Genomic DNA, 11,647 nt, shown 5'->3' with positions numbered 1-11,647 from the left:
CAACCCTACCATTGGTATAGGAATGAACATTTTGTTAGCCTATTATTTAACAAATGAAGCACTTACGATGGTGTATTAATGAGCTACACAATTGAATTACTGAATGAGCTGAAAGGCAGGTACGAATTGACCTCAGACTACCAACTAGCGAAAAAGCTAGGGGTTAGCTCTGCGCGAGTAAGTAATTGGATGAAAGGTAAGAATAACCTTGATTGGGACACCGCGTTCCAAGTAGCTGATTTACTTGAAATAAGTGATCAAATTGTAGTTCACGGACTACTTAAAGATAAATACGAAAACCCTCGTGTTATCAATGCATTAGATGAAATAAGCCCCGCCTAACGGGGCTTATTTCTTTCTTACCCTATGGTACATAATGCGCACTTAGCCAGTAAGATTAAGTTAGATGTTCTAGCTTCAAAACACGCTTTCTTTGCTGTATTTGGAGCTCGTCGACTTAATCTGAGTCCACGACAATTTTTTCGGTCGAGTTAGGTTTCTTTAACACGTGGCCAGCCTGGCAGTCATCGTCATGATGAGACGTTAAAATTACAAACTTTGACTTTTATCCACCGGCCCGATTGTCTCAGTAAACTGGTTCTGATTCCCACCATGACTAACTCGAAGGCTAAGATCCTAGTAGTGTATGCTGATGCTGGTTTACATCGGTGATTCCACTGTCCACCAAATGAACGTGCGACCGAATCGACATTCGATTACCGATGGCACACGTGATCACATTGAATAGCATACTTATACATTCACACTTTTTGAGACATTGAGTTGGAGTTTGGTAAAACGATACCCATCCAGCTATTAACAATGTTGTATATAACACTTCTGGAACCTATGCTTATCAAGCAACTTACTTTTGGAGTACACGCTATGCAGTCGAACCCTACATTCGATGCGTCGCCATGTTGTACAACATGCTGTCCTTGTTGTGGCGAGTACTACAGTTTTTTTCTATTCTCTGAAATGACAGTTATGTTCTGTGATGACGTTCAGCAGTCATTACTGGATGAAGTGGCTGATTTACCAGACGAAAGAAAAATTTTTTCGACCATTTTCCTGGATTGTAATGTAAACAAGCTGGTCAATGCTCGAATAGAACGACGTTAAAAATATAAATAGCCTTTTAATGTAATGGTTCCTCAGGGAACCATTACATTATTACCATTTTCATGTCATGAAACCGTCTTTATGTCAGAGATTAGACCTATTTGGAACGCAGTATCGCCTTTCTAAAGTGAATTCATCAGAAGAGCTATGTTCAAGGTTTGGGTGAGCTAAAGATAATGAAAGTCATTACTCTGCTATCGATATGGTGCAGCTTTAAAGATGAAATTTGGTGCGCTTACAACATGCCTGTAAAGTTGTACAAAATGGTTTGTGTAACTATGCTTACATGAGATGCACTGTTTTAGGGCTATCCAATGCGTTCATCCCCTTCTATTTCTGATGCATTATCAAACACATCTACATGTTGTCCTTGTTGTGGAGAGTATTACAACTATTTCTTTCTGCCAAAAATCACTATTGTTTTTTGTGACCGAGCCTCACACTATTTACTTGATGAAATAACTGTGTATTCATCAGTGATTCCAACGATATCAAAAGTTTATATTGATTGTGATATATCAACGTTGTCTGATGCAAAGTTTGAGGGTGAGCACCACCAATAAAAGCATGCATTGAATTTAATAATGTTAATTAACAAACATTTATTTTTAAATGGTCTGGTGGTCTACTTTCAACAAAATTAAGCCAAATGTGATCATATAATTTCTTTTGATTAGGAAATGGTACCAAGGCTTTGGCCTCTTCTAAATCACACCATTTATAATCTGTATGCTCCTCGTTCAGATGAACTATCTGTTCGGGTTCACAATATATAGCAAAACAGGTAATTAGCATGATTTGATTGTGAGATGGATCATAGAACTGTTGCTGATATTCACCGTTATAAAGGTCTTTTGCTTCAATATTTGTCTCTTCTCGGAGCTCTCTGACCATAGCTTCCCAGGCCAATTCTCCATTCTCTATTTTTCCTGCGACATGACACCAGTAACCCTCTCCTGTCCTCTTTAGTAATAACATTCTGTATTTATTACTAAACATTGAGAGAACAACACCAGATACCACTGAGGTATTGATAGGAATCATATTTTTATTCTCATTTAGAAATATGTATCAGTTAGTAACACTATACGCCAAAATCAGTTCAGTACTGTTAATTGACAATATTAGGGATAGATCTGCTTTAAATATGTTAAATGTTAATACAAAAAAATATAAGTTAGACAATGAATCAAATTTTCCTGCCTAGTCAATAATCAGTTTCAGTAGATAGTTGCTTTTATTCAAATTTTAACCATTCCTTCATGGTATAAGAAAAATGAACATGTTAGTGTGAACTTGTTACTACAAAGAGAAAGCAGTAGCAACCTCTCAACTTTTTATTCGGGGGTAAGATATGGATATCAAATCACAAGATATGAATGGCTTTGATGCTGACGTAATCCATCTGTATCTTCAAGAAATTGCGCACAAACCGCTCCTTTCCAAGACCGAAGAAATCCTGTACAGCCGAAAAAGCCTGGTTGGTGATCTGGCGGCCAAAGCAACAATGATTGAAAGTAATTTGCGCCTGGTGGTCAGTATCGCGAAGAAGTACCGTAACAGCGGTATGTTATTGAGTGATCTGATTGATGAAGGAAACATTGGCCTGATCACTGCTGTTGAAAAGTTTGACCCAGAGCGTGGATTCCGCTTTTCTACGTATGCGACTTGGTGGATCAAACAAACTATTGAGCGTGCTATACACAATCAAGCGCGTACTATTCGCCTGCCTGTGCATGTCTCAAAAGAAATCAACACCATTCTTCGTACATACAGACAATTGATGAAGCAGACCAATCAGGAGCCAACCCACGAAGAAGTTGCGGCAAAACTGCAGCGTTCTGTTGACGAAATTTCAAGTGTACTGGCTTACGACGCCCCTGTTGTGTCAATTGACCAACAAATCTCAGAGGACAGTAACTCACAGACTATATCTGCATTCATTGCAGATCATGACGGTGGTAAACCCGACAGCGAGATGGATCAGGATGACATTACACGTTTGGCGACAACCATGTTAGATAGCCTGAATGCTCGTGATCGGGAAATACTGTGCCGCCGGTTTGGTTTACTGGGATACGAAGCTCAAACACTTCAAGAGGTTGCCGATGAAGTCGGATTAACCCGCGAGCGGATTCGTCAGCTTCAGGTAAGTTCATTGAAAAAACTCAAAAATGCACTTTGTCGTGAGAACTATGACCTAGAAGTGTTGTTCGCAGAAACAGCGTAATAAACGTTAGGGTGTGCTAACGAGTCTGATCTGAAGAGAAAGTACCATTCTGGTACTTTCTCTATTTCATTCTATCGTAACCATTTTTCATGAAACGTGCTTAGGCGCGACGTTCAAAAGCGTTAAATCACTCGAAGCTCTGCTCTCAAACTCTCCCATCAGAGTTTCAGGAAATTATGATGTGCAATATCTCTATTACTTGTCGAGGTATTGCTATGTCTGGTTCAAAACGTTCTCTTGCTATGGCTCTCTGTTGTTTGTGTCTATTGATGTCTGGTAATGCATATGCAGAGAAAAGTAAAAAAGAAAAGCAATGTCAGAAAACCCGAGCGTCCATCGAGAAGATTCAGAAAAAGATGCGTGCCGGTTATGATCTGAAAAAGAGCGAGAAGTATCACCGCCAACTCAACGAGTTGTACAAAAAAGAATTCAAGCATTGTATGTAAAACATGCAATCAATACGTCTCGAACATAACATGACATTTGCCTGAAATTATTCTGATACTATGGCGAACCCTTTCAGCTAGAGATTGTTGTTGTGAAGTTTTTATCTTTTATCTTTCCAGTAATGGCGATGGTTTTACTGTCCTCCTGTGCAAGTTACAGTGTCACTGAGCAGGAAGTTCAGCAGTACCTCGATAAAAAAACAGGGTTTGAGCGCTCTGTAGGTGTAAAAGGACTGGCTCACGCTAAAGTAAAATTTGAAGATGTTAAAGTCGGCATCGGCCGGATTTCTGATGACAGAGTGAACTTAGAAGCTAAATCATTTGCCAAAGTTTCTATCTATGGTCAGGCTCCGCAAGAGATCGAACTCAATGTCAATTTCAGCGCTATCCCTTTCTATGACAAAAGCGAAGGTGCGATATTCCTGAAAGATCTTGAGGTCGAAAAATTGGATATTGAGCCTAATACGCTCAACTTGCCCAGCAAGCAACTGTTGTCCCCGATTGTTGAAATCGTTGGCCAATTCTTCTTGTCTCAACCTGTTTACCGCTTAGATGAAAAAGACTTTAAACAGTCTGTTCTCAAAACAGCAAGACCTGAGCTGCTTATCAAGAACCATAGTCTGGTCATCCAAATCTAAAAAAGACCGCGCAATGCGCGGTCTTTTTCTATGTGCAAGTTAGTAAAGGGTTATTTTTGATGTCCCTGGGCTTGATCTAAGAAATTCGTTCCGGCTGCCTCGTCAATGATGTGAACGGCTCTTTCGGCTTCAAAAGCTTTTCGCATCGCTTCTGCGGCATAGTCCCTCACAACACCGCCTTGAATCGTGAAAAAAGCGTAGATAAAGAGGACTATACAAAGCACTCCGGTAAAAATAGCCATTATGGTTTTACGAAAAATACGTCTTTCTGACTCTCGGATTTCATGCTGGACCATTTCAATCACATCGTAGTTGGTCAGGTTTGGTCGAACTTTTCTTTTTATTGTCATGGCGTTGCGCAGAATGATAGATGGGTGACCCTACTGTACGGTTTGGATGCTTAATTTCAGCTTAATCAGGCTATATTCACGTGTTACATAGCTTACTGTTTGTATCAATTGTGGATATATTTTTAGAGACACAATTAAAGTTATAGTGCGCTAGGTGTGTTATTTATAGCCATCCTGATATGACTCAAGATGGCTATAAACGTATCACGGCTTTCACTTCCTACATCAATATGTAATTCATCACCCATTGATAGGCAAAAAGCAGAATAATTAGTCCCCATACAGGTACATGACGCCACTTAAGCAAATAAAGCCCGAAAACAACAGCAAATACATCTAAAACCGTAATCACTGAACTCGAGATAACCGGTGAGATGAATGCACTCGCGAGCAAGCCCACCACAGCCGCATTAACAAAACTGATAGATTCTTTAAGCTTGGGATGGCTAACAAGTGCATTCCAGGCAGGAAGAAATGCAAACAGCAACAGTGATCCAGGCAGAAAAATAGCGATCGTAGCAATCAAACTTCCAGCTATTGGAGATGTGTCCATGACCGACGCACCCAAATAACTAGCCATTGTAAACATAGGGCCAGGAACGAGCTGGGCTGATGCATACGCGCTAAGAAAAGTGTCTGCTGTCACCATCCCTTGCAGCATTGGTTCAAGTAGCGGCAAAACAACATGTCCGCCACCGAAAACAAAGCTCCCAGCCTGATAAAACACATTGAACAAATTCAGCCAAGCGGAAGACGCTGCCAGTACAGGTAGTAGTAATAAACCTGCCGCAAAAACAGCGGCTATCCCCCAATGAGGACGAATATTCTGTGTGTCAGTGTATATAGATTCAGGAGCATGGCTGAGCGACGTAGATGCCTGCCGTTTTACCGATACGATGTAACCCAAAATGGCCGCTAAAATAATCGGCATCACCTGTCCTAACAATCCTGTTGTCAGCATAACGGCAAAACCTGACAGTATCGCTATCATTCCCGTTAACCGAGTGGTCAGATTCTTTTTTACCATTCCCCACAAAGCATCTGCTACCACTATCACGGCTAAGAGCTTGGCGGCCTGAATAACAGTTTCAACAACAGGTACATTCTGGTAATGCTGATTTCCAATCGCCAGAAATGTCAGTAGTAAGAAGGACGGAGTGGTAAATCCCACAAATGCAGCGATTGCCCCCAGATACCCAGACCGTCGATAGCCAATATACATCCCTAACTGGCTGCTAGCTGGTCCTGGCAGAAACTGACATAAAGCCACAGCTTGAGTGAAATCCTGTTCAGTCAACCATTTTTTATTTTGTACAAATTCACGATGAAAATACCCAATATGTGCAGCAGGACCACCAAAGCTGTAGAGACCTAGCAGAAAGAATTGCCACAAAACGTATACCATAGTTCCTCCTTCATGGAGGCTAAATAATATAGAGCACGTACCCAGCGATAAAATCGTTTGTTTTAATGATACTTATCAATGCCTTTAATACCGTTTCAAATCCCCCCAACCTGTTCAGATCTCACACGAATGGGTTTGGAAATATCACATAACCAAAGCGTGACACCGTCACCCTTTGGCATTATGCATAGGGTTAATCTCTTCCCGCATTATCATTCAGTGGTATAATTCTTTCATTAACATGAAGTTGGTTGAAGCTATGCTTGAAAATCTGCAACAGATGGTGATTCTAGCCACCGTTGGCCATGAACAAAACTTTACCCGTGCCGCAGAGCGACTTGGGATTTCAAAGTCTCAAGTCAGTAAACAAATCCGCTATCTGGAAGAGCGGCTTGGTTGCCAATTAGTTCAGCGGAGCACCAGAACGGTCGCGCTGACAGATATTGGTTTGCAATATTCAGAGTATGGCCAACAACTTCTCGATACAGTCAACGAAGCCGAAGCGATGGTTGCCGGTTACCGGAATGAAATCAAAGGAGTACTTCGTATCGGAATTGCGCAGTCGTTTGGCAATATGCACATCACCTCGCTGCTGGCTGAATTTCAAAAGCTACATGCAGAACTCGAATTGGAAGTCAGCTTGTTTGATCATCGCCCCAACCTGCTTGAAGAAGGTTTTGACTGCTGGGTGGCAATTCATGAGCACCCACCGGAAGGCATGGTTGCCCGACGCCTTGCCGACTGCCATTTCATGGTTGTGGCTTCACCGGCCTATCTCGAAGCACATGGCACGCCCAAAGTACCGGGTGACTTGCGCCAGCACAATTGCATCACTTACCAGAGCCGGGAGCGTAAATACGTCAACTGGGAGTTTACTCGCGATGGCGTGCATCAATCAGTACGAGCGCGCGGAAATTACCGTATTGACAATGCCCCTGCAGTGCTTGATGCGGCCAAATCCGGTTTAGGCATTGCCTACCTGGCCACCTATCTTCTGACTAACGAACTGGAAAACGGGGAACTGATTCATCTTTTGCCAGAGTGGAAAGCCGATCTTGAGCTGCCAATCTATGCTGTTTATCCTCGTCGGAAATATCTTGCACCTAAGGTCAGGGCATTTATTGATTTTATGGCAGACCGTATGTCTACCTCTCCTTACAGAACGCCCAATCCTGTACTGACGGACAACCAATAAGCGACTTCAGGAAAACCAATTTACATGCAATCAATCAGCTGACCTGAAGCCGAGTCAGGCCAGCTGTTCTCAATCCTGCAGTTGTGATCTGTCGCGAATCAACTAAACCTAAATACTAAGATACCGATGTTATGTTTACTGAGCGATGTTTGCTGAATAGCTAAGCGGGATCATCTTATGTATTGTTATTCACGCTTTATTTGGGTGCTGCTGATTGCTGCGAGCAGTCTACTCGGAATTACCTCCTGTGGCACCGATCCTGAAAAAGCGATTGCCCCGCCAAAAGATGCGGCTCCGACCGTGGCTGATGAACGGCCAGTCGTCCCCGATGCACAAGTGTTATTGACTGAACTGCCTGAACTCAGGCAAACCCTGTATTTTGAGCCGCAGGTTTTTGATTTGTCCGTACAACAACAACTTCAAATCGACCCAATTGCTGTTCGCTTACGTCAGCACCCTGACAGTTACGTCATTGTGGTCGGACACGGCAATGAATTCAGCGATGAAGATCAGAACGTTGCCATTTCATATGAACGAGCATTCAGCGTGGCAATCTATATAGCGTCAGTTTTTGGGATTGAGGAAGAAAGAATTCAAGTTGTCGCCGCTGGCAGTACTGAAGCGACGATGGACAGCCGACCTACCAGAGTCGAAATTGTCTCACCAAAATCGATCGTCAGAACCCTGAGCCCAAACACTGAGCCGCAATTTTAAAGCCCGCTTTTGTGCCCCTTTGTATGGCAACTACTTTGTAAATATACGGCATTGTTTAACAAAGCCTTTACTTAGTAGACTCATCAATGAGTCCTTGTAGCCGAGCTAATTAACATAAAAAAACAGCAGCTAAGGCTGCTGTTTTTTACTATCTTCTTAATGAAAAACACGGTATAGGCCAGTAACAGTGATTACGTCGATTACGCCATATGGTGTTTTTTCTTCGCCGGAAGCGCGTACATCTGCTTCAGAATGTCGACGACACCTTCAGGCAAATCTGCAAATTTAGCTTCAAAGCGCGCTTTTTCAGCCTCGGTTGCTGATTTATCTTCAATGCCAGCAGCAATGAAGTTAGCAGGGAACAATCGGTAGTTTGCGGTGATTTGACGGTCAATTTCTTCCGCCAGACTGTCTGGTGTGTCCACGCCACCTTGAATGACGTCACCAAAGCTAACATGAATACGGCGCTTCTCACCCACAATGCCCTGAATAATGCTTTCGATATCCTCGAACTCACCTTTTTCGTAGCTGCCTTCTGTCTGCTTTTGGTACAGCTCTTTCGCTTTAGCGATATCACACGGATCATTCTCATAAGAAATAGCCACCGGCACAATCTTCAGCTGAGACATGAACTCACCAAATTCCATTTTCCGTTTGCGGCCTTCCATGTAGAACATTTTCAGAATCGCTGGATCAGTCTTATCGTTACCGTCTTTGGCTCGCCCTTCTTTTTGCGCAATCCAGATTGAATGACCCGTTTCGAGAGAATGTGATATGTAGCCCGACAACAGTCCCAATGCTTTCATCATTTCACGCGGCGCTTTGGCCGACCGTTTCACAATAAAGCTTTTGTTCAAGCGCATCATTTCCGTTGCACAGGGCTTTTTCAGCAGATTGTCACCGATAGCAATGCGCACGGTGTCAAAACCGTTGTTATACAAACACCAGTTAACCATCGCTGGATCCATCGCAATGTCCCGGTGATTTGAAACAAACAGGTATGACTGATTTGGATCCAGTTTATCCAGCCCTGAATGGCTAACACCATCACAGGAATGATCAATGGTTGCTCTCATGTATTTCGCAACCTGACGCTGAACATCATCGACAGTTTTTACATTCGACCACTTACGGATCAGGAAAAATTTGATTAACGGCGTCAGCAGCCACCCGAATGCGCCGGATAGCTGTGGAAAACGGTAATTCAGGATAGCGGAGATAAATTCTTTATCGTTAACCAGGCGTTTAATCGCCCCGCTCACTTCATCGTCATTGTAAGGACGAATTTCTTTATAAATATCGTTATTGGTCTGCACAATACTGCTTCGTCTATCGAAAAAAACTGCGACATTTTACGCACATTCAGGCGTTTTCCCAATGACATCCCTCCACTCCTTCAATGGTTGGAGGTCTTACCAGATTTTTTCTGTTTTAATTTCAGCCACTTTACTGACTATTGACTAATTTTTCTATCGTATAGCTGGCATTTCTTTGCAAAAAATCGCCATTTAAACGCACATCAGCGCTGTTCGGTTGACGCTGACGCCAAAACAACACAATATGTGCCTGCTTTTTTGCCAGAGAACCACTATGAAACAAGCCATCGATTTTAGCCTTCATCACGACCACTTTCTGACAGTCGGCTCACGCCGCAAAAGCCATCATTCGTTTATGCTGATGGTCACCCAGGGCTGTGCCTTTGTGCGCTTAGGTAAAGAGGAATATGCCGTGAAAGCCGGAGCTGGGTTTTACGTCCCTTTTGACTGTCTGCATGCAATAACAGTTCTACCGGAAACACAATATCGCATGATGGCCTATTCAGCCCGTCTGACGACCCCGTTATGCCGAGAAGCAGGTTATTTTAGGGTTAATGCCTTGATCAAAGCCGTCTGCGATGAACTCACGGTCATAGCGAAATTGGATAAGCCATTAAAACTTGAAGGCGAAAGCGGGAATTTATTGCGGGTGATGGCCGATCAAGCCGCTAAACTGAGTGTTCAGAGCAAGACAACAGCTCCAGGTTTAGATAAGCATTCAACGCTTGCACTGTCACAAATTCTGAATGGGCAAAGTGTTACGGATTTGGCATCAGCTACATCAATTCAGGAGTTTACTGGTTATTCAGTCAAAGAGATTGAATCATGCATTTTAATGCGCGAAGCATTCAAATTATCGCGTTCAGGCCGGAAGCTGGAACAAATTGCAAAGGCATTAAAACAGCCAGCTGAAATTATCGCTGCAATGGCACAGCCGATTTTGGGTCAGTCACTTTAATAGTGTCTTTTAAGCCAAGGGACACTGTACATAGCCCCCTCGCTCGAATGTCATATTAGCCGCCGGTATCATGCCCAGTTAAGCAACTCAAGCCTGTCTGTCATTACTCTGCTTAACAGGCTTGCTTACTGAAATGGGATTTCAACCTGAAAGTAGACATCATCCCATTTGTTGTCATCGTGCCATCGATAATCAAAGCGAAATCTGGGTGCTGTGCTGTTTTCCCCTCCAACGCCAAAGCTCATCTGGACGCCGTGATTCTTCACCCAATCGGCAAAATCTTCCGATTCTTCTTCGTAGATCGCTGGCATCCAAAAACCAAGACCGTAAAAGTTGGTATTTGAACTGGACGATAACACTGGTGAAGCCGTTTCACCTGACCAGTTATCCCAGAAAGTGATATCGCCACTGTCTGCCGTCCACAGTAACGTCTGGTTCGGTCGTCCCGATTCCGGGCGACCACTGGCGCTAGAGGTCAGCGTAGAGGAGCGATTTGCAATCAACACGTCGCAATTAGCAAGGTAAGCTTTTCTTTCATCAGCAGCCAGTTGCTGTAACTGATGATCATCAAGTTCAAAACAGGTTTTAACCTCAACCGGCAAAACCGTAAGCGTAATTCCAGCAATCAGTGACATAGCCAACATAGAAAACAATGACCGTATAACAGAATAATCAGGCACTTTGGCTGATGAGCGTACGATTTTTGTCACACCATCGACTAACCCGAACGGTACCAGCCTTTATTAACAATCATCTTAGCGACTTTTTCCGTTGTCATATGTGAGAAATTGCGACTATTGATAAGATGCTCACGAATTTTAGTGCTGCGTACCGGTACGGTTTCAGGGCAAGCAAGTATCTGCCACCGATGAAGAATTTCATCTGACTTGTAAAACTTACCAAAGTTGAGAAAATTATCAGGCCCAACAACAAAGGTCAGGTTGGCATCGGGATGCCGCAGCTCCAGTGCCTCCAACACCGCAAAGGTTGTAACCGGCGTACTCTCAGAGGCAATCTCTTCCTCTAAACGAGAGAGCCGCAAATTGGGTAACCCGAGATCCTCGATAAATGCCTCTACCATTTCGCATCGTGCATCATAGTCAAGCATTTGCTTTCCCCAAGCGTGATGATAACTGGGAAGCAACAGCACTTGATCAAAATGAGCCAACCGTTCGAGAACCGATTTATGCCCCAGTGACGGTGGATTGAATGCGCTACCGAAGACGGCAATTGATGCAGTCATGATGAGAGTGCCCCTTTTTTATTCCGTTCG

General features: G+C 43.2%; 13 protein-coding genes. 7 read left to right on the top strand and 6 right to left on the bottom strand.

All coding sequences use genetic code 11. The features are described 5' to 3' along the window. Positions 1–78 precede the first annotated feature (78 nt). The gene (locus PGW97_RS20085) at positions 79–342 is read left to right on the top strand and encodes a helix-turn-helix domain-containing protein (protein WP_217392349.1); all 264 of its coding nucleotides are present in this window, start codon (positions 79–81) and stop codon (positions 340–342) included. Positions 343–1,713: 1,371 nt separating this feature from the next. Here the strand turns inward: PGW97_RS20085 and PGW97_RS20080 are convergent. Beyond that, entirely contained in the window at positions 1,714–2,166 is a 453-nt protein-coding gene (locus tag PGW97_RS20080) for an NUDIX hydrolase (RefSeq protein WP_047884248.1), read from the bottom strand. Between the two features lie 310 nt (positions 2,167–2,476). Between PGW97_RS20080 and rpoS the strand changes: the two genes are divergently transcribed. The 3 genes from rpoS (at position 2,477) to PGW97_RS20065 (ending at position 4,436) form a co-directional block, all read left to right on the top strand. After that, positions 2,477–3,352 carry an RNA polymerase sigma factor RpoS gene (gene rpoS, locus PGW97_RS20075; protein ID WP_053061746.1) on the top strand — a complete coding sequence of 292 codons (876 nt, stop codon included), beginning with the start codon at positions 2,477–2,479 and terminating at the stop codon, positions 3,350–3,352. Between the two features lie 215 nt (positions 3,353–3,567). Beyond that, a complete protein-coding gene (locus PGW97_RS20070) occupies positions 3,568–3,798 on the top strand; it encodes a hypothetical protein (RefSeq protein WP_146149711.1) in 231 nt (76 codons plus the stop codon). 92 nt (positions 3,799–3,890) lie between these two features. Then, positions 3,891–4,436: a DUF1439 domain-containing protein gene (locus PGW97_RS20065; RefSeq protein ID WP_242551975.1), complete on the top strand. Its 546-nt coding sequence runs from the start codon at positions 3,891–3,893 to the stop codon at positions 4,434–4,436. Between the two features lie 50 nt (positions 4,437–4,486). Here PGW97_RS20065 and PGW97_RS20060 read toward each other — a convergent pair whose 3' ends face one another. Continuing rightward, positions 4,487–4,786 (bottom strand): hypothetical protein, encoded by a 300-nt coding sequence (locus PGW97_RS20060; protein WP_047884251.1) that lies wholly within the window; start codon positions 4,784–4,786, stop codon positions 4,487–4,489. A 220-nt stretch (positions 4,787–5,006) separates the two neighbouring features. Continuing rightward, positions 5,007–6,191: a chromate efflux transporter gene (gene chrA, locus PGW97_RS20055; RefSeq protein ID WP_047884252.1), complete on the bottom strand. Its 1,185-nt coding sequence runs from the start codon at positions 6,189–6,191 to the stop codon at positions 5,007–5,009. Between the two features lie 259 nt (positions 6,192–6,450). Here chrA and PGW97_RS20050 point away from each other — a divergent pair, with 259 nt between their 5' ends. Both PGW97_RS20050 and PGW97_RS20045 read left to right on the top strand, forming a co-directional pair. Next, complete coding sequence (locus PGW97_RS20050; protein WP_047884253.1) at positions 6,451–7,386, top strand: LysR family transcriptional regulator; 936 nt, start codon at positions 6,451–6,453, stop codon at positions 7,384–7,386. Positions 7,387–7,563: 177 nt separating this feature from the next. Next, positions 7,564–8,100 (top strand): OmpA family protein, encoded by a 537-nt coding sequence (locus PGW97_RS20045; protein ID WP_053061747.1) that lies wholly within the window; start codon positions 7,564–7,566, stop codon positions 8,098–8,100. Between the two features lie 200 nt (positions 8,101–8,300). On the opposite strand, the gene PGW97_RS20040 is transcribed toward PGW97_RS20045, so the two are convergent. Further along, positions 8,301–9,416 (bottom strand): 1-acyl-sn-glycerol-3-phosphate acyltransferase, encoded by a 1,116-nt coding sequence (locus tag PGW97_RS20040; protein WP_047884254.1) that lies wholly within the window; start codon positions 9,414–9,416, stop codon positions 8,301–8,303. A 274-nt stretch (positions 9,417–9,690) separates the two neighbouring features. Between PGW97_RS20040 and PGW97_RS20035 the strand changes: the two genes are divergently transcribed. Beyond that, positions 9,691–10,374, top strand: a complete 684-nt coding sequence (locus PGW97_RS20035; RefSeq protein WP_273860553.1) for a cupin domain-containing protein — start codon at positions 9,691–9,693, stop codon at positions 10,372–10,374. 125 nt (positions 10,375–10,499) lie between these two features. On the opposite strand, the gene PGW97_RS20030 is transcribed toward PGW97_RS20035, so the two are convergent. After that, on the bottom strand, positions 10,500–11,084 hold the full coding sequence (locus PGW97_RS20030) for a hypothetical protein (protein WP_273860552.1): 585 nt from the start codon (positions 11,082–11,084) through the stop codon (positions 10,500–10,502). Between the two features lie 8 nt (positions 11,085–11,092). After that, positions 11,093–11,617 carry a nicotinate-nicotinamide nucleotide adenylyltransferase gene (locus PGW97_RS20025; RefSeq protein WP_273860551.1) on the bottom strand — a complete coding sequence of 175 codons (525 nt, stop codon included), beginning with the start codon at positions 11,615–11,617 and terminating at the stop codon, positions 11,093–11,095. Positions 11,618–11,647: the final 30 nt, after the last annotated feature.

This window comes from Photobacterium sp. GSS17 (assembly GCF_028621875.1).
GTDB classification, from domain to species: domain Bacteria; phylum Pseudomonadota; class Gammaproteobacteria; order Enterobacterales; family Vibrionaceae; genus Photobacterium; species Photobacterium ganghwense.
The sequence above is the reverse complement of the archived record's forward strand: the minus strand, read 5'-3'. Positions and strand labels throughout refer to the sequence as shown.

Coding starts and splice junctions, on each gene's coding strand:
- PGW97_RS20085 (WP_217392349.1), top strand. CDS start 79: ATGAGCTACACAATTGAATTACTGAATGAGCTGAAAGGCAGGTACGAA.
- PGW97_RS20080 (WP_047884248.1), bottom strand. CDS start 2,166: ATGATTCCTATCAATACCTCAGTGGTATCTGGTGTTGTTCTCTCAATG.
- rpoS (WP_053061746.1), top strand. CDS start 2,477: ATGGATATCAAATCACAAGATATGAATGGCTTTGATGCTGACGTAATC.
- PGW97_RS20070 (WP_146149711.1), top strand. CDS start 3,568: ATGTCTGGTTCAAAACGTTCTCTTGCTATGGCTCTCTGTTGTTTGTGT.
- PGW97_RS20060 (WP_047884251.1), bottom strand. CDS start 4,786: ATGACAATAAAAAGAAAAGTTCGACCAAACCTGACCAACTACGATGTG.
- chrA (WP_047884252.1), bottom strand. CDS start 6,191: ATGGTATACGTTTTGTGGCAATTCTTTCTGCTAGGTCTCTACAGCTTT.
- PGW97_RS20050 (WP_047884253.1), top strand. CDS start 6,451: ATGCTTGAAAATCTGCAACAGATGGTGATTCTAGCCACCGTTGGCCAT.
- PGW97_RS20045 (WP_053061747.1), top strand. CDS start 7,564: ATGTATTGTTATTCACGCTTTATTTGGGTGCTGCTGATTGCTGCGAGC.
- PGW97_RS20035 (WP_273860553.1), top strand. CDS start 9,691: ATGAAACAAGCCATCGATTTTAGCCTTCATCACGACCACTTTCTGACA.
- PGW97_RS20025 (WP_273860551.1), bottom strand. CDS start 11,617: ATGACTGCATCAATTGCCGTCTTCGGTAGCGCATTCAATCCACCGTCA.